An 18,128-nucleotide genomic window follows, 5' to 3' on the forward strand; every position below is an offset into this window, starting at 1 on the left:
GGGTTACTCCGCCTTTCCCGCAGAACTTGCGGACGGGGCTTCGGCAGGCACGTCGTGAGGTGCCACCTTCGCGCCCGGCTGGACCTTCTGCAGACCGTTCACGATCACCTTCTCGCCCACCTTCAGACCACCCGAAACCAGCCAGGATTCCCCGACCGTCCGCGAGACCTGAATGGAACGCTGGCTGACCTTGTTCTCACCGTCCACGATCATGACGTAAGGATTGCCCTTGGCATCCCGCGCCACGGCAACCTGCGGCACCAGCAAACCGTTCGGATCAATACCTTCCTGAATATGCGCATGCACGAACATGCCCGGCAGCAGCAGATGATCGGGATTCGGAAAAACTGCCCGCATGACGAGCGTACCAGTTGAAGGATCCACCGTAACTTCCGAAAGCTGAAGCTTGCCACGTGCCGGATAATCGGAACTGTCTTCCAGCTTCAAGCTGACCGCTGCTGCATCCGCGCCACTCCGCTCGACCTGCCCGTTCGCCAGTTCACGCTTCAGACGCAGCATGTCGGACGCTGCCAGGTTGACGTCCACGTAAATCGGATCAAGCCGCGTCACGACTGCGATCGGCTGGGTCTGTCCCGCCGTCAGCAACGCGCCCGGCGTATACAGTGTACGGCCGATCCGACCGCTGATGGGCGCACGGACATGCGTATAGTTCAGATTGACGGCGGCAGCTTCCACGGAAGCCTTCGCCTGTGCCACCTGTGCCTCGGCCTCACGCGCCGTGGCCAGTGTATTGTCGAAATCCTGCGAACTCACCGCGTGCGCCGCCACCAGCGGACGATAGCGCTTCAACTGACCGTTTGCCCGCGCGGCTGCGGCCTGGGCATTCAGAAGCTGGGCTTTCGCCTGATCGTATGCGGCCTGATACGGCGCGATATAGATCTGGAAAAGCTGCTGTCCGGCCTTGACGTCAGCACCCTGCTCGAAATCGCGCGAGACGATGACGCCATTCACCTGCGGCCGGATCTGCGCCTGCTCATAGGCATCTGTCCGCCCCGGCAGGGACGTTTCAAGCGTGACCGGCTGCGTTTTCAGCGTCACGACATCAACAGGCTGCGGCGGCATCTGCGGAGGAGGCGTTTTTTTCTGACACCCCGCCACCAGCAGCGGAAACGCCAGAAACGGCACCAGGAAGGTTCTCTTCCCACCCCACGGACCGACCGGAGACAGGGCAGCAGAAGAATTCAAAGACATTTTCTGAAAAGAAGGCATGATACGGCCGCTATCCTGTGATACAGAAACCCGCTAGTTTCCTGCGAGGGTGGAAACTAGCGGGTTTCTTTGACAGACGTCAATTCAGTCTGTGAAATAATATCGGAGTTGATCTTGCGCAGTTCGTCGACCAGCCAGTCCGAAGAGCGGAAACAGCCCTGCTGTGGTCGTCCTGCACAACTCGACGAAGCGGAAAGACGCACCCGGATTCTGGACGCAGCCAGCGCGGTTCTGACCACACACGGCTATCATGCCGCGTCGATGGACAGTATCGCGGCCTGCTCCGGCATGTCCAAGAAAACCCTCTATCAATTCTTCGACTCCAAACAGATCCTTTTCGAGACCCTGATCCTGGAGCGGCTTTTCGCCCCCATACACTACACACCGCTGCCCACGGATCCTCTGGAAAAACAGCTTCTGGGCCTGATGACCAGTATCGCAGCGTGCATGTTCTGTGACGAACGCCTGAGCCTGCTTCGTTCCGTCATTACGGAAACCAGCCGTAATCCCGCAGTCCGACAGCTTGTCGCAGATCTTTTCCAGCTTTCGGGCCGCGTCCTGCCGATCCAGAACTGGCTGACCACCCAGTCCGAAGCGGGCAGACTGGATATTCCCGACATTCCCGAAGCTTCGGACCTGCTCTTTGGCATGACACTGGGTGGCCCCATGCTGGGACAGCTCACACATTGCAAACCCAGTCGTTCAAAAGAAAACCTTGAACAGTTCATGGCATACGGCATCAGGGTTTTCCTCGAAGGCCATCGCCCCGCCGTTCAGCCCTAAACGGAAACTACCCACCTGCGGAAACAGGCGAAGATGCGCTTTCATGGCCTCCCGTCAGCAAATGGAAAACACCTTCAGACGGTGTTCCTTTCATCAGGGCTCCAAATCGCGTCTGCAGATTTGTGAGCACCTGCTGATCCTGCGCCCGGGACGCATCCCCACCAAGGCGCAGGACAAGGGCCTGCTGCTCCGGTGACAGCGAGGCCTTCGTAGCATCACCAGCCGTCGGCAGACCATCCAGCATGGGTAAAAGCGCCTCCACGGCCCGGGACCACTCCCCGGCTTTCTCAGCCATCTGGGCCCGCAGCACCCAAGCGCGGGGGTCCCGAATGGTCGCAAGCTCTCCTGCCGCTTCATCAGAGCGATGATCCGCAAGCGCGATGCGCGCCTTCAGAAGCGCCACTTCCACGGTCTGGCTGCTGCTCCCTCCGGGAAGCGCCAGAGCAGCATCAGGAGACCCTTCGGCAAAAACCGCGAGATCCTGTCGGGCAGCCTTGAGATCTCCCATATCGAGCTCAAGTCCGGCCAGCCGAATCCGGACATTCATTGCCTGCGAGCCGCTTTCGGAAGCCAGAAGGCTGCGTAGCGTCTCCCGCTCCTGATCCGGCAACCCCAGTGCTTCGTAACGACGCGCCAGACCATCGAGAATATCCCGTCGGGAAGCATTGTCAGATGCTGTAGCCAACGCATCCTTCAGAAAGGCAACCTCATTCATGTTCTGCCTCCCTCCCGGAGACGCAGACTGTGCCATCCGTCGAATAATCTCCGTCTTCTGCGACTGAACCCCGGAGGCATCATCCGGATACAGATGACACCATTCCTGCACGGCAGCCGCAGCGCCTCCAAGGTTCCCACCTTCCATCAGGGCCTCGATCTGCAGAAAACGACCAGCCTTTTCCCGTCCTGAAATCCGAAGGGCCGGCAGGATGCCATCCATCTGATCGGCAACACCCTGCGGAGTGAGAGTCTTTTTCTCAAGTGCCAGCCGGAGGGACGCTTCCCGCGCAACGGGCCAGACCAGAGGCGATGGATCATGCGAAAGGACGGACAGTTTTGCCTCCGCATCTGGCGCATGCCGACGAACCGCCAGAAGAGCTTTCGCAAGAGGCACCTGCGGGGCATCCGGCAACTGATCCAGAACTTTCGTGGCCCCGTCACTTCCATACCGTGCGACCCACTCCGTGGCCGCTGGTAACAGACGGTCCCGCAAAGGCGCTGCATAAGCCTGAAGAACGGGAAGGCCCGTCGCAAGAAGATCAGCCGTATGAAGGCGGTCATTTTCGGCAGACCCTGATGCCACCTGTCCCGAGCGACTGGCAGATGGCAGAAGCATCCGCATCATTCCGCGCCAGAGCTGGTCTTCGGGTGTGCTTCCTCCATCTTCCGCCAGAGGAGAGGAGCCTGACCGGGCATTCAGCACGGCCGATATCTGTTGCAGGCGGCGGGCCTCGGGTTTTTCCACACCTTCAGGCCAGTCCTGCAAGGCAACCTGCATAACTTCCCCCAGGAGAGGCCCATTACCAGCCCGGGCCGCCGCCTGCGCAACCCGCATGCGCGCGTCAAAACGCTCCCCCGAAGACGCCAGGGCTGCGGAGATTACACTCCGCCTGAGAGCCTCCCGTAATTCTTCTGGAGTCCCTGCGCTCAGACTGACACCACTCAGAGAGGAGCCATAGGGTTGAAGCCGGTTGGACGCCATCAACGGAAAACTGTCCGGTCCCGTCGTATCCAGAACCAGTTTCCCGCTTGTCTGCCGCAGTTCTATGGTGTCGGAATCAGCCGCAACCACCACACCGATCAGGCTGCTCCGAACTGCAAAGCCGGTTCCCAGACGACGCATGGTCTGCTGAATGCGTCCCGAGCGCGTCATTCCCAACAGAAGCCTGCGCCCCGAATCAGGATCATCCAGCGCAACAACCTGTGGTAGCCCCTCTTCAACGGGCGGCATGAACGTCAGCGCATTTCCGTCCTGTCCCAGAAGCATGTCGGCCTGAGGCTTTACATCTGCGGCAACCGATACGGTCCAGCCAGCCCCAACCGGCCGAAGAACAGGATTGCGTTCATCCGACAATCCAATGGTAATGACCGTCACATCCGGCAGGATCCGGCTGGAAACCGACGTAAAAGGCCCGATCCCCGCCAGACCTGCCGTATCAAGGACGTGGCGCCCTGCCGCTACGAGTACGATATTCTGCCCGTTCCGGAAGGCTGCCACCGGTGTCAGTTCACCCAGAGGCAACCACAATCCAGTCGCTGCGGGAATCTGTACGGAGCGGTCCACAGACGGGACTGTCATCCCCGTGACCGGAACTCCAGAAGGTGAACTGGTTCCAGCAGAAGCCCGCTTCTCCTGTATGGCTTTTTCGGGGTGTGGGAAAAGAGGAGACGGATCGTTTAGAAAAGACCATCCAGCAGGTAACAGCCCTCCATCCACGGCTTTTGGAGGATGTGTTTCCCCCGGTCCGGACTTTGGTCCGGGGACTTTCGCAGCCGGCTCAGCCAGCGCCGTTCCGAGAAACGACAGTCCCAGAACCGTGACCAGAAAGGGCCGCCTCATCCGTTGCCACCAATCCGGGTAGCAGGCCGCGCATGGGAATTCACAAGGAGCTGCGTAGCCAGAATGGCCCGCTGTGGAGACATGGCCTCCATGATGGCGGAAGCCTTGCGCGGGTTCATTTTGTTGAGCAGCGCCACCCCGACGCGCAGATCCAGAATATTGAAGATCGCCGCCGCATCCTCCGGTTTCATCGCCTGATAGATTTTGACCAGCCGATCCGCATCTTCATTCCGCAGCTGATCCGTATGCTGCTCGCTTGTTTCAAGTGCAGTCCGGGAGTTCTCCAGAGCCGTCATACGACGCTGCAATTCTTCCTCGGCCGCATCAACGAGACGCTGGCGATCATTCAGGGCCGCATCCCTGCGATCCAGCTCCTTTTCGCGGGAAGCAAGCTGTTCCGCCAGTGCGGGATCTGCCGGCGGTGCGGTAGATGTCTGAACCGCCGGTGCGGATCCTTTACAGCCACCATGGACACAGAGATCATCTGTTTTCGGAACAGCCACAGGCGGAGAAGCCGGAGGTTCAGCCGTTCTGGAAGACTGAACCGGGGGGGCAACGGATGCAGGGGCATCAGGCTGGGGCTGGGGCTGGGGCTGCGCCATGGCCACGGCTGTCAGGGACGACGAGGCAGAATCCGTGTCATCCATCAGATCGCCCGCGATCGCGTAGATCTTGACCCCCAGAAGAACAATCATCAGACCGCAGGCGAGATGCAGGATACGGAAGAACATGACGGATTATCCCTGCTTCTGACGAAGGGCACGCAGAAGTTCACGCTCCGCAGCACTCTTGCTGCCACTGGGCTTCATCGTCCGTATTTCGTCCGGTTTCAGGCGAAGTGCGGAGCGGAACGAAGTATCCTCAGGGCGTTCTTCGACACGGGGCGCGGCTTTTACGCTGGCTGCCGCAACGCGGCCGGCCGGCAGAAGGGATTCCAGCTGCTGGGCAAGGGTCTCGGACCGGTCACACAGCATCGCCAGATCCCGTTTCAGACTCCTGCCGGATTCGACAGTCTTGCCCAGAGCGCGCCCGACGAGTTCCGTCGTCTGACGCAGGTGGTCAATACCGGACTGGGCCTGTGCACTGCTGGACTGGAGACTGGCGATCAGGGCATCGAGCTGGCCGCGATCACGTCGGAGAACGGACAGAGCCCGTCCCAGATAAAGACTATAGAAAATCGTCACCAGCAGCAGCACTGACAGGGCAATCTCGATCCCGAGCTGAAATCTGTCCATGAAATATGCTCCGCTCAGCTATAGGATACGGCACGATCCGTGCCGGGTTTCTGGTTGAGAACTTCTTCGATCTTGACGGCGACCTGCCCCTGCCTGCGACCCACACGCCCGGTGAAAAGCACATGTTCTCCACAGCGCAGACTGACGAGGGCATCCGGCTTGCGACGCAGGACCAGTTGGTCTCCAGGAGCGAGCTTCATGATGTCTTTCAGATTCACCGTCTGCTCTTCCAGAACGGCATCAAGGGTCAGATCCGTCTGCCAGAGTTCCTGGGCAAGGTGATTCTCCCACATGCCGTCATGGCCGAATTTCTCACCCATGAACTGCTGCAGCAGGATGTCCCGGACAGGTTCGAGTGTGGCGTGCGGCAAGACCACGTCCACATCACCACCCCGACCTTCCATATCAATTCCGAAACGGGCGGTGACCACACCGTTTCCGGCGCGGCAGATCATCGCAAAGCGTGAATTCATTTCCAGCCGCTCAAAATGAAAATTGACTGCGCAGAGCGGACTGAAACTTGTTTCCAGATCGTCCAGGATAATCCTGACCATCGGTTCGATCAGAGCGCGTTCAATGGCGGTATGATGCCGCCCCGTCTGTCGGCCGGCCGGACCGGTGGCCGGACTGTCACTGCGGACATGCCCTCCGAGCAGCGCATCCACGATACTGTAGATCAGAGGGGAACTCAGCACGACGATGCCGTAATTGTCCCATTCCTCCGCCTTGAAGACCGCGAACATGGCCTGTCCGGGCACATTTTCAAGATAGTCCCCAAAACGCTGGGACCCCAGGCGATCCATGGAGACCTCGACGTTGTCACTGGTGAAATTGCGCAGGCTCGTCGTCAGGATTCTGGTGAAACGGTCGAAAACGACCTCAAGCATGGGCAGTCGCTCAGAGGACACACCCGATGTGCTGACCACCCGCTCGATGCCACTGCTGTCCAAAGGTCCACTGACTGTAGAGTCCTTGCCGAAAAGACTGTCGATCTCGGCCTGGCTGAGGACGTGTTCCTGACCATTATCGTGCCCGAATCCTCCCATATCCTGTCCGGACAGCGGAAAGGCAGCGGCAGGCATGTCAGCGTCATAGTCCGCAAAAGCGGTATCGGCCTGTCGGTCGTCGCTCACTGCACCAGCACCTCTACGAAAAAGAGATCCCTCACCCGAAGGGGCGCCACGATGTTGGTGATCTGCGCCAGCATCGTTTCCCGCAGCCGGTAAATGCCGCTGCCGGAAAGCTCCGATGGCTGCATTCCATGCAGACAGGTCTGGAAAGCGTCCTGAATCTGCGGCATCAGAGCGGCCACGTTTGCAGCGTTCTTGCCGTCCTCGATCTCAAGCCGGGCACCGATCCGGACATATCGCGTGCGATCCGTCCCGGAGTCGAGATTGGAGAGAATGGTCGGAATGGTGATGATCGTCCATTTCACCGGCTGGGCGGCCGTCTTCACCGCCGGGGTTGCCGCGTGATGAAAATGCTTCCATGCAAAGGCTCCACCACCCGCCAGAAGCAGGCATGCCAGCACTGCAAGGATGATGATCTTGCGCTTACCCCCCTTCTTGACCGGGGTTTCGTTTTCCGGAGTCTCCGTGGTCACCGTTCGTCTGCCTTCTCTTTCGGACAGCGCTCATCATCGGCATAAAAGATTAACAGTGGGTTTATGATGCGCAGGAAAAGGCGAGTCTTCCTTCAGACGGGAACCATCATCCTGAGCCTCGCAACCCTTGCAGGCTGCGCGTCCCAGCGCTCTCCCTACAACCGTTACTATGCCTCCAGCGGCGCCTATCGCGCCCCGGGTCCGGCGAGTGATCCATGGCGGCCCTATATCGTGCAGGCTGCCAGCCGGTTCTCGATTCCCCAGGACTGGATCCGTGCTGTCATCCATCAGGAGTCGGGCGGACACCAGTTCCTGAATGGACGACCCATCACCTCCCATTCCGGCGCGATGGGTCTGATGCAGCTCATGCCCCAGACCTATGCGGACATGCGCTCGCGCTACGGTCTGCGGGCGGATCCCTATGAGCCGCATGACAACATCATGGCGGGTACGGGCTATATCAGCATCCTCGCCCGGAAATACGGTGCTCCGGCTTTTCTCGCTGCTTACAATGCTGGTCCGCAGCGGCTTGAGGATTATCTTTACGAAGGGCGTCAGCTTCCCAGCGAAACCGTCAATTACGTCGCAAGCATCACCCCCCATCTCGGCACGCAGGTCGCCATGACCGGTCCGCTGGCCGCCTATGCCAGCGCCGATCAGCTGAACGCCTCCCAGTCCGGCACCGCCCTCGCCGGCCTGGCTCCTGCGCAGACCGTGCAGGCCCCGGTCATGACGGCATCACGAAGTGTCGGACAGGTCTGGGCCAGCCGCCATGTCACATCCGCCGCCGCCCAGTCGCCGATCGCAGCCCCCAGCGCGGTTCCGTGCAACCCGGACGATGCTTACGACCCCGATGTGCCCTGTGCCGTGCAGCCCGTCAGCACCCCACAACTCGCCCCACCTGCTGCGACAGTCGTCTCCAGACCTGCGGGCGATACGCTCACCCTTCAGGAGCCGGTATCTTCCCGGCCGCTCCCGCCTGCCCCCACCATTCCGACGCCTCATACGCTGCCGGTACAGCCCACGGAATCAACCACCCTGGTGGTTGGATACCGCCGCCCCGGAAGCTATGGCCCCTGGGCCGTGCAGGTGGGCGCTTTTGCCAGTATCGGACAGGCAAAATTCGCGGCCACCATGGCACGGCAGGCCGCATTTACGCCGCTTCAGTCTGCCCGAATCGAAGTTCATCCTACGCCAAGCCACGGCACCACGGTCTGGCGTGCCCGTCTGACGGGAATCAGTCGTGTCGGGGCGGCACAGGCCTGCTCAACTCTTTCCGGACAGGGAATGGCCTGCATGGCCGTCCCGCCGGGACACTGAAGGCACAGTCCGGCAGACAGTTTCATCTGTGCAAGCAATCCGCGTTGGCAATGCGGCAACTTTCCCCTATGTTCCCATGCATGCAACACATAGCTGCCGCGCATGAAGCGTAGACCCTCCCGGCGCCGCCTCCCGTCATGCCCCTTTCAGCTTCACCGACACCTTTTCCGATGACTTCCCAGGACGTGCAGATGACGACAAGCCCGGCTCCAGCTCACCCCCCGACCCATCACGAAGGGGCCATCAGCGAGGAAGGCTATCACAAGGACCTGGGACGCCGTCATGTGCAGATGATCGCCATCGGTGGCGCCATCGGCACGGGACTGTTCCTGGGCGCGGGTTCACGCCTTCAGGTGGCTGGCCCGTCCCTTGCGATCATCTATGCGATCTGCGGCGTCTTTTCGTTCCTGATCCTGCGTGCGCTGGGCGAACTCGTCATGTACCGCCCGACCAGCGGCAGCTTCGTAACCTATGCGCGTGAGTTCCTCGGCGAACGTGCCGCCTACATGGCAGGATGGCTGTCCTTCCTGAACTGGGCCATGACAGGCATCGTCGATATCACGGCCGTGGCGCTCTACATGCATTATTGGGCGGTGTTCCTGCCGGTTCCGCAATGGGTTTTCGCACTTGTGGCGCTGGCGATCGTCGGCACCATGAACATGATCGGCGTGCGCTATTTCGGCGAGATGGAGTTCTGGTTCTCCCTCATCAAGGTCGTGGCGCTGGCACTCTTTCTCATCGCTGGCGCCCTCATTCTCGGCACACGCATGCCGGTCGCGGGCCATACGACCGGGTTTCACCTGATTACCGAAAACGGCGGTATCTTTCCGCATGGGCTCTTCTCGGCTCTCATGCTGCTTCAGGGCGTGGTGTTCGCCTATTCAGGCATCGAACTGCTGGGGACGGCCGCGGGTGAGTGCGAGGACGCCCGAGAAATCCTCCCCCGCGCCATCAACAGCGTGATCTGGCGGATTGCCCTGTTCTATGTGGGTTCCGTCATCCTGCTGGTCTGCCTGCTGCCTTGGACGGAATACCATGCCGGTACCAGCCCGTTCGTGACGTTCTTTCAGGCTCTGGGCATCCCGGGGATCGGCACCATCATGAATGTCGTGGTCCTGACCGCCGCCCTCTCCAGCCTCAATTCCGGCCTTTATTCCACGGGACGCGTCCTGCGCGCACTGGCGCTTGGCGGGTCTGGCCCCAAGGCCCTGGGCAAACTGAACCGAAGCTCCGTGCCCTATGTCGGCATCCTCACCACACTGGCCGTGTACCTCGTGGGCGTGATGCTGAACTATCTCATCCCGTCCCGCGTGTTCGAAATCGTCCTGAACTTCTCGGCACTCGGCATCGTCAGCACGTGGGGCTTCATCCTGCTGTGTCAGCTCCGCCTGCGGGCAGCGATCAACCGCGGCGATATCGCGCCAACAGGCTTCAACATGCCCGGCGCGCCTTATACGACATGGGCCACCCTCGGATTTCTGGGCTTCGTTCTGGTCATGATGGCCTTCGACTACCCGGACGGCACGATCACGATCGGCGCCATTCCCCTGATCGGCGCCGTGCTGATCGGAGGCTGGTGCCTGCTGGACCGAAGCCGCCGCCCCGGCTGATCCTCACCCTTACCGGCACAAAAAAGGGCGCTCGTGAGAGCGCCCTTTTTCATATCCGCATGACGCGAAGCCTCAGTGCGTCCGGCCCAGTTCGGACCACAGATAGGCATAGCTGAGCGCCTGCGTCTGGGCGATTTCCTTCTGGCTGGCACCAAAGCCATGCCCACCCGCCACCTGCTCCCAGTAATAATAGGGCAGCTTCAGTTCGCTCATCCGCCATGCAAAACGACGGGCATGAACCGGGCCGACGCGATCATCCTTGGTGGTCGTCTCGATAAACGGTACAGGATATTTCACATCCGGCTTGAGGTTCTGAAGCGGGGAAATCCCGCGCAGGAACGCCTTCTGCTCCGGAATGGAGACCGTCCCGTACTCGCCCACCCAGGACGCACCAGCCGACATGTGTTCGTAATTCATCATGTCCAGCAGCGGCACTTCGATATCGACGGCCTTCCAGAAATCCGGGTGTTGCGTGAACTCGACACCCATCAGCAGACCACCGTTGGAGCCGCCCTGGATTGCCAGATGCTGCGGGGACGTCACCTTCCGATCCATCAGATCCTTCGCCACGGCAGCGAAGTCATCATAGATCCGCTGACGATGCGTCTTCAGCCCCGCATCATGCCAGGCCGGTCCGAACTCACCGCCGCCGCGGATATTCGCCAGCACATAGACCCCGCCGCGCGACAGCCAGTTATTGCCGATCCCGGCCGAATAGAACGGGAAAAGCGGCACTTCAAATCCACCATACGCATAGAGCAGCGTCGGATTGGTGCCATCCAGCTTCATGTCCCGGCGGTGTATGATGAAATACGGAACGCTGGTTCCGTCCGTCGAGCGGACTTCCTGCTGGTCCACCGTCAGGTCCGAGACATCGAACTGCGCTGGCAGTGTATGAAGCTTCTGCACCGAAGCCGTATCGCTGTTGATTTCCCACAGCGTGGTCGGGCTCAGGAATCCGGTCGACACGGCATAAGCCACCGGGCTTTCCTCATCAACGCTGGCCAGATCGACGGACATGTTCTGCGGCAGCGGCAGATCCCTGTACGTGAAGCCTGCGCCAGACGGCGTATAGATCGAAATCCGGCCCCGCACGTTGTCATAGAGCGTAACGATCAGATGGCCGTGGCTCGTGGACACTTCCTCGATCATCTGCCGTCCGGTCGGCGCAACCAGAAGCTGGGGTGCGACCGTCGCGGCGGCCGGATCAACCAGTACCACGCTGCCCTGCGGGAAAGTCTGCGTCCCGACTTTCCAGTCTTCCTTCAACTGGACCACCAGACGGCCATTGAACAGGGCGGCAACATCCGCCTTCCGGGGAATGGCGACCTGCGTCACCTGACCATCACGATACAGGAACAGCTTGGACGAAAACGCATCCAGTCCCTCACGGATCAGCGTCACCTGATGTCCGGCCCCGTCATGCAGGACTTCCGGGCCAACCTCAACGTCCTTCCGGCTTCCGGTAAAGACCGTCTGCGCGTCCGCCAGCGACTGCCCGCGCTTGAGAAGCTTCACGATATACGGGTAGGACGATTCCGTAACATCGGCATCCGTCCAGGGATAACTGACCAGAAGCGTGTCGCGGTCCAGCCAGCTTGAATCCTGCTTGGCATGGGGCAGGCTGAAGCCGCCTTCGACGAACTTTCCGGTCCGCAGATCGAACTCCCGGACGGTCTTGGCGTCCTCGCCACCGTCGGAAAGATGGAGCAGGCAGAGGTTCTGCTGGCTGTGCAGACAGTCCACACCCCCGTAGACCCAGTTGCGCTTTTCCTTCGCTGCCAGCGCATCAAGATCCAGCGCTACCGTCCATTCCGGATGCTCGCTCGCGTAGGAATCCGGCGTTGTCCGGCGCAGGATGCCCCGCAGATGCCGGTCGTCACGCCAGAAATTGTAGATCATCCCGTCAATCTGGATCGGCGATGCCAGACGGTCATGGGTCTGAAGCAACTTCAGGGATGTGTCATACAGACCCTGATACAGCGGGCCATGACCCAGCAGACGCAGGGTCCGGTCGTTCTGTGCCTTCACCCAGGACATGGCCTGCGCGCCGTTGATGTCGCTCAGCCAAGCGGGGATCGTGTCGGGGACATCCGCTGCATGCAGCGGGGTAAACATGCTCCCCGTCAGCAGCGCCGCAAGGCCGACACGACGGAAACTCCGGAAAACTGTCACGGTCACAACACCTCTGATTGTTTCAGAAAGAAACTGTCATTCCACAGGCGAAACCGCAAGGGCGGCGCCTGCCGGCGGCAGCCAGACCAGACAGGTCGTTCCCTTGCCCGGCGCACTCGCAATCCGCAGACGCCCGCCATGCCGGTCCAGGATATGGCGGACGATGGAGAGGCCCAGCCCGGTCCCCTGACCAGCTCCATCGGCTGGAAGGCCGACGCGATAGAAACGTTCGGTGAGGCGCGGCAGATGATGGGCTTCCATGCCACGGCCACTGTCCCGGACACCCAAAATGACGCCTCCATCAGCGGGCCAGCGGTCATCCGGACTGACGGCGCGCCGGGCTGACAGGGTGAGGGTCAGGGGATCGCCCTCTTCCGCACCATAGCGCAGGGCATTTTCGATCAGGTTGAGCAGGACCTGGACCATCTCGTCCTCGTCGGCCCGGATCAGCAGATCGTCCTCGATCTCCACCGTCAGGGTGCGGCCCTTTTGTTCGAAACGGGGCGCCACTTCCCCAAGGACGATGGCCATGAGATCCGCCACCTCCACCACGTCCCGGGGACGCTGATGCTCATGGGCCTGCACGCGCGACAGATACAGCAGCCGGTCGATCAGCCGTTTCAGCCGTTCGGACTGCTGGCGCATGATGTCGAGGAACTGCTGACGCATGACCGGATTCTCCCCGGCTGCCCCCTGTAAGGCATCAATGAACCCACTCAGGGACGCGAGTGGCGTGCGAAGCTCGTGGCTGGCATGGGCGACGAAATCCATGCGCATCCGGTCCGCAGCCTGCGCCTCGCTGCGATCGGTGAGGACGACCAGAACGCGCCTGTCCTGTCCCTTACCACCCGGAAGACGACGCAGCATCAGATGGAGCGTACGCGGAACCGGCACATCGAGCGTGAAGGTCGTGGAGCAGACCGGTGGCAGTTCCGCCCGGCCGCTGCCAGCCGTGCTCCCGATGGGCACCGGAGCCCGCAGCGCCGCCGAGAGCGCGGAGCGCGCTGCGGGATGACGCAGGATCGCGCCCACCGTTTCCCCGAACTGGGACGCGGCCTCCTCGTTGACCTGAATGATCGCCCCAAGCCCGTCCAGCACCACGGCGCAGGCGGGAAGAGGATCGACCGGCAGATCGGCTGGGGAAACAGGTTGCAGAGACCCATCGGGAGGAGAGGCTGGCCCCGGTGACCGGCGCAGCAGCAGCCAGACCGCCAGCCCCCACCCTGCCAGCGCCACACAGACGAGGAGCATGTCCACCGGTAGCGGCAACGCGTCCGCTGCGGGCGCGAGCCCTCCTCCGGGAGGCATGTGTCAGCCGCCGTCCGTCGCCGGACCGTCATCCAGCGCATAGCCGGCGGCCCGCACGGTCCGCACCAGATCCGCCTCGCCCGGCCCGTTAATGGCCTTGCGCAGACGCCGGATATGGACGTCGATCGTCCGGATCTCGACATGGATGTTCTGACCCCAGATCCGCCGCAGCAGATCCTCGCGGGAAAACACCTTGCGCGGGTTACGGATCAGCAGATCCAGCAGCCGGTATTCGGTCGGCCCCAGCGACAGCATCCGCCCGGCCCGCTCCACGCGATGCGTTTCAGGGTCCAGCGTAATGTCCGCGAAGGACAGCCGGTCATAGGACGACTGGTGCCGCCGCAGCAGAGCCCGCAGACGCGCATCGAGCGTATCGATGCTGCACGGCTTCATCAGATAGTCGTCCGCACCCGTATCCAGTCCGCGGATCGCGTCCTGCTCGGCCGAACGCGCCGTCAGGAGAAGCACCGGGACATCCTGCAACGCAGGATTGGCGCGGATGCGGCGGCAGACATCCAGCCCGGACAGGCCCGGCAACATCCAGTCCAGTACCACCGCATCCGGGCGGGAGACTTCCAGCGCGGCCAGAGCCGTTTCCCCATCTCCCGCCGTCTCGACGCGATAGCCACGCTGTTCGAGATTGTAGCAGGTCATCAGCAAGAGGGCCGGATCATCCTCGACCAGAAGAACCAGCCCCTTGGCCCGAACCGCCGCTGCGCCACTCACCGGGCGTCAGGCTCAGGGCTGGCATCCGGGACTGTCATCGCAGAGGCCGGACCACCACGCGGGCGCAGGGACGGCAGGTTGTCGCCTGTCACCGCATAGAAGACGCGCTCGGCGATATTGGTCGCATGATCACCGATCCGCTCGAGGTTCTTGGCGATGAAGAGCAGTTCCGTGCAGGCCCGGATATTGCGGGCATCTTCCATCATGTACGTCACGAGTTCGCGGAACAGCGCCGTGTAATACTCATCCACGGCGCGGTCCGAATGCCAGACTTCCATGGCGCGATTGGAGTCCTGCTGGGTGATGGCGTCGATCGAGCGGCGCAGGTTCTCCTGCACCAGCCGTCCCATGCTGCGCAGACCCGAGAGCGAGATCTGGTTTTCCGGCATCCGGATGCGCAGGGAACGACGCGCGATGGAGGACGCGTAATCGCCAATACGTTCCAGATCGCCCGTGATTTTCAGGGCCGCCACGATTTCGCGCAGATCTCCTGCCATCGGGCTGCGCAGGGCCAGCAGGCGGATCGCAAGGCTTTCGACCTCGCGCTCAAGCTGGTCCACTTCCGGGTCCTGCCGCGCAGCCGCATCGGCGGCTTCCTCGTTGCGGTCCGCAATGGCGGAGAGCGCGAGCGCCACCTGATTTTCCACAATGCCGCCCATCTGCGCCATCATGGAGCGGAGCTGCCCCAGCTCCTGTTCGTAGCTTTTGACGATGTGGGATCTGTCAGCCATGACGCGTTATCCAAACCTGCCGGTGATGTAATCCTGGGTCTGCTGCTGTCTCGGATTGGTGAAAATCCGGTCCGCGCTGTCCACTTCGATCAGCCGCCCCATGTAGAAGAAGGCGACCTGATCGGCGCAACGCGCAGCCTGCTGCATGTTGTGGGTCACGATCGCGATCGTGAACTCTTCCTTGAGTTCGTCGAGAAGCTCCTCGATGCGTGCGGTGGAAATCGGGTCCAGCGCCGAGGTGGGTTCATCGAGCAGCAGCACCTCCGGACGCGTCGCAATCGAGCGGGCGATGCACAGACGCTGCTGCTGACCGCCCGACAGACCCGCCGCCGGAGCATTCAGACGGTCCCGCACCTCGTTCCACAGCGCCACACGCGTCAGAACGTCCTGCACGCGGACATCCATATCCGCCTTGCTCAGCTTCTCATGCAAACGCACACCGAAGGCGATGTTGTCATAGATGGACATCGGGAACGGCGTCGGCTTCTGGAACACCATGCCCACACGCGCGCGCAGGATGTTCAGGTCCAGATCGCGCTCAAGAATGTTCCGCCCGTCGAAGATCACCTCCCCCGTCGCGCGCTGGCCGGGATAAAGATCGTACATGCGGTTGAAGATCCGCAGCAGCGTCGATTTGCCACAGCCGCTCGGCCCGATCATGGCCGTTACCCGACGGGCAGGGAAATCGATCGAAATGTCGTGCAGGGCGTGATTTTCGCCGTAATAGAAGTTCAGGTTGCGGACAGCCAGCGCCACTTCAGGGCTTTTCGCCACCTGCGGATCAGTCTCGGTCATCATGAAATCCTGTGTCATCCCCTGCAGTGTTCCCGGGGTCATCCGCGTCGCGCCGAGACGCGGACGGCAATGTTGATGGCCAGCACACCCATCGTCACCAGAAGCGCACCGGTCCAGGCCAGTTGCACCCAGTCTTCATAGGACGCACCGGCATACTGGTAGATCGTCACCGGCAGACTCGCCATCGGCCTGTTGAGGCTGAAGGACCAGTTCTGGTTGCCCAGCGACGTGAACAGCAGTGGTGCCGTCTCGCCGCTCACCCGGGCGAGGGCCAGAAGAATACCGGTCAGCACACCCGTCCTGGCGGAGCGCAGGCACAGCGACAGCGTCACGCGCCAGCGCGTGGCACCCAGAGCGGCACCGGCTTCGCGCATGGAGGTCGGCACAAGGCGCAGCATGTCCTCGGTCGTCCGCACGATGATCGGCACCGCAAGGATCGCCAGCGCAACGGAACCGGCGAGTGCGGAAAAATGCCCGAACGGCGCCACCATGACCTGATAGACGAACAGACCGACCAGAATGGACGGCACCGACATCAGCACATCGGAGACGAAGCGGACACAGGATGCGAACCGGTTGGTTTTGACCCCGTATTCCGAAAGATAGATCCCGCATCCCAGACCCAGCGGCGTCGCCATCAGCAGCGCCAGAAAGGTCTGGATCAGACTGCCCATGATCGCGTTCGCCAGACCCGAAGAGGATCCCGGAGGCCCCATCGGCTTCAGGAGTGCGGTGGCTGACAGACCGGCGAGCCCCCGCGAGAGCAGGACCCCCAGAATCGAAGCCAGCACCAGAACGAGAATACCCGCCATCACCATGCCGAAAGCGGTGGCCACATGATCGGCGCGGCGGCGTCGGGCAGCGCGGGGGTCGGGCTTCCAGCCGCTCGTAGGGGTAACGGCCTCGCTCATTTCGTCTCTCCCCGCAGCATCCGCGCGAGCGCCAGACTGGCGAAGGACAGCAGCATCAGGATGAAGCCCAGCGCCAGCAGCGAGGACAGGCGCAGCGACCCGGCCGGGCTTTCCGGGAACTGGAGGGCGATCAGGGACGCGACGGTGCTCCGGGGTGCAAACAGCGACCAGCCGACGGCCGTCACGTTGCCGATCACGAAGGTCACGGCCATGGTCTCCCCCAGGGCACGCCCCATGCCCAGCACGATCGCACCGATCATGCCCGAGCGGGACCAGGGGACCACGACCTTCCACATCACCTCCCAGCGGGTGGCTCCAAGGCCATAGGCGCTTTCACGCAGCATGTTGGGCATCGCCGCGAAAACATCCCGCATCACGGCCGTCATGAAAGGCGCGATCATGACCGCCAGCACCAGACCGGCCGTCATGAGGCCCGTTCCGAACGGTGCGCCATGAATGATGAAGCTGATCCCGGGAACATGGCGGAAATGATGGGTCAGGAAGGGCTGGACCGTCCGCGCCATGAAAGGGACGATCGTGAAGAAGCCCCACATGCCGAAAATAATGGACGGGACGGCCGCCAGAAGCTGCACGGCTGTTCCGACGATCGCCGCAAGGCGCGGAGGGGCAATGGCCGTCAGCCAGAACGCCGTTCCGAAAGCCAGAGGCAGAGCAATCAGAACCCCGATCAGGGTGCTGACGATGGTGCCGAACAGAGGTGCGAGGGCCCCGTACTCATCGGCGACCGGGTTCCAGACGTCATGGAAGGCAAATCCGGGACCGAATGTCCGGAAAGCCTGACTGCCACCCACGCCCATGAGGAGCACAAGACCACCCAGCACCACCAGAACCAGCAGAGCCGAAGCTGCCACCAGAATATGGAACGCGGTATCGGGTCCGCTGCGGCGGCTTCCGCCGTGGGAAACACCGGCCCTGTCGCGGGCCTCGGGGGGCTGCGTAGCTGTGGCAAGGGTCATGCGTGAGAGGCTCTGACTTGAAAAACGGGCGTTATCCGGCAGCCGCAGCCGCCACACCAGTGCATTAGCCGTCCTGTCAGGGAAGAACAACCGGAACAGGAACGGCGCAGGATGAAAGATTTATGTCAGCGTTGCAGGAAACGGCAAATGCCGCTCGCCCGTACCCT

Annotated in this window: 16 protein-coding genes; 3 read left to right on the forward strand and 13 right to left on the reverse strand. The window is 61.8% G+C overall.

Annotation, left to right across the window (positions count from 1 at the left end; genetic code table 11):
• Positions 1-3: 3 nt before the first annotated feature.
• Complete coding sequence (locus ABF859_RS07330) at positions 4-1,212, reverse strand: efflux RND transporter periplasmic adaptor subunit (protein WP_415527278.1); 1,209 nt, start codon at positions 1,210-1,212, stop codon at positions 4-6.
• A 132-nt stretch (positions 1,213-1,344) separates the two neighbouring features.
• Between ABF859_RS07330 and ABF859_RS07335 the strand changes: the two genes are divergently transcribed.
• Complete coding sequence (locus tag ABF859_RS07335) at positions 1,345-2,013, forward strand: TetR/AcrR family transcriptional regulator (RefSeq protein WP_415527125.1); 669 nt, start codon at positions 1,345-1,347, stop codon at positions 2,011-2,013.
• Positions 2,014-2,020: 7 nt separating this feature from the next.
• Here the strand turns inward: ABF859_RS07335 and ABF859_RS07340 are convergent, their stop codons facing one another.
• The 5 genes from ABF859_RS07340 to ABF859_RS07360 form a co-directional block, all read right to left on the reverse strand.
• A complete protein-coding gene (locus ABF859_RS07340; RefSeq protein WP_415527126.1) occupies positions 2,021-4,309 on the reverse strand; it encodes a tetratricopeptide repeat protein in 2,289 nt (762 codons plus the stop codon).
• Positions 4,310-4,566: 257 nt separating this feature from the next.
• Positions 4,567-5,301, reverse strand: a complete 735-nt coding sequence (locus ABF859_RS07345; RefSeq protein ID WP_415527127.1) for a MotE family protein — start codon at positions 5,299-5,301, stop codon at positions 4,567-4,569.
• 6 nt (positions 5,302-5,307) lie between these two features.
• Complete coding sequence (locus ABF859_RS07350) at positions 5,308-5,805, reverse strand: DUF6468 domain-containing protein (RefSeq protein ID WP_415479958.1); 498 nt, start codon at positions 5,803-5,805, stop codon at positions 5,308-5,310.
• Positions 5,806-5,819: 14 nt separating this feature from the next.
• On the reverse strand, positions 5,820-6,938 hold the full coding sequence (fliM, locus tag ABF859_RS07355) for a flagellar motor switch protein FliM (RefSeq protein ID WP_415527128.1): 1,119 nt from the start codon (positions 6,936-6,938) through the stop codon (positions 5,820-5,822).
• Complete coding sequence (locus tag ABF859_RS07360; RefSeq protein WP_415527129.1) at positions 6,935-7,408, reverse strand: flagellar basal body-associated FliL family protein; 474 nt, start codon at positions 7,406-7,408, stop codon at positions 6,935-6,937. Before ABF859_RS07360 ends, fliM begins: the two co-directional genes overlap by 4 nt.
• Before the next feature lie 63 nt (positions 7,409-7,471).
• Here ABF859_RS07360 and ABF859_RS07365 point away from each other — a divergent pair, with 63 nt between their 5' ends.
• Together ABF859_RS07365 and ABF859_RS07370 are read left to right on the forward strand one after the other, a co-directional pair.
• Positions 7,472-8,728, forward strand: coding sequence for a transglycosylase SLT domain-containing protein (locus ABF859_RS07365; RefSeq protein ID WP_415527130.1), 1,257 nt, complete (start codon positions 7,472-7,474; stop codon positions 8,726-8,728).
• A 191-nt stretch (positions 8,729-8,919) separates the two neighbouring features.
• On the forward strand, positions 8,920-10,338 hold the full coding sequence (locus tag ABF859_RS07370; protein ID WP_415527131.1) for an amino acid permease: 1,419 nt from the start codon (positions 8,920-8,922) through the stop codon (positions 10,336-10,338).
• Between the two features lie 72 nt (positions 10,339-10,410).
• Here the strand turns inward: ABF859_RS07370 and ABF859_RS07375 are convergent, their stop codons facing one another.
• The 7 genes from ABF859_RS07375 to pstC are packed head-to-tail and all read right to left on the reverse strand — an operon-like array spanning position 10,411 to position 17,961.
• The gene (locus tag ABF859_RS07375; RefSeq protein WP_415527132.1) at positions 10,411-12,513 is read right to left on the reverse strand and encodes a prolyl oligopeptidase family serine peptidase; all 2,103 of its coding nucleotides are present in this window, start codon (positions 12,511-12,513) and stop codon (positions 10,411-10,413) included.
• A gap of 36 nt (positions 12,514-12,549) precedes the next feature.
• The gene (locus ABF859_RS07380) at positions 12,550-13,821 is read right to left on the reverse strand and encodes a sensor histidine kinase (protein WP_415527133.1); all 1,272 of its coding nucleotides are present in this window, start codon (positions 13,819-13,821) and stop codon (positions 12,550-12,552) included.
• A gap of 3 nt (positions 13,822-13,824) precedes the next feature.
• Positions 13,825-14,547: a response regulator gene (locus ABF859_RS07385; protein ID WP_415527134.1), complete on the reverse strand. Its 723-nt coding sequence runs from the start codon at positions 14,545-14,547 to the stop codon at positions 13,825-13,827.
• Positions 14,544-15,278: a phosphate signaling complex protein PhoU gene (phoU, locus tag ABF859_RS07390; RefSeq protein WP_415527135.1), complete on the reverse strand. Its 735-nt coding sequence runs from the start codon at positions 15,276-15,278 to the stop codon at positions 14,544-14,546. Before phoU ends, ABF859_RS07385 begins: the two co-directional genes overlap by 4 nt.
• 6 nt (positions 15,279-15,284) lie before the next feature.
• Complete coding sequence (pstB, locus tag ABF859_RS07395) at positions 15,285-16,073, reverse strand: phosphate ABC transporter ATP-binding protein PstB (RefSeq protein ID WP_415527279.1); 789 nt, start codon at positions 16,071-16,073, stop codon at positions 15,285-15,287.
• 38 nt (positions 16,074-16,111) lie between these two features.
• Positions 16,112-16,984, reverse strand: coding sequence for a phosphate ABC transporter permease PstA (pstA, locus tag ABF859_RS07400; protein WP_415527136.1), 873 nt, complete (start codon positions 16,982-16,984; stop codon positions 16,112-16,114).
• Positions 16,981-17,961 carry a phosphate ABC transporter permease subunit PstC gene (pstC, locus tag ABF859_RS07405; protein WP_415527137.1) on the reverse strand — a complete coding sequence of 327 codons (981 nt, stop codon included), beginning with the start codon at positions 17,959-17,961 and terminating at the stop codon, positions 16,981-16,983. Before pstC ends, pstA begins: the two co-directional genes overlap by 4 nt.
• Between the last annotated feature and the right edge of the window lie 167 nt (positions 17,962-18,128).

Source organism: Gluconobacter sp. (assembly GCF_047722525.1).
Classification (GTDB): Bacteria; Pseudomonadota; Alphaproteobacteria; order Acetobacterales; family Acetobacteraceae; genus Gluconobacter.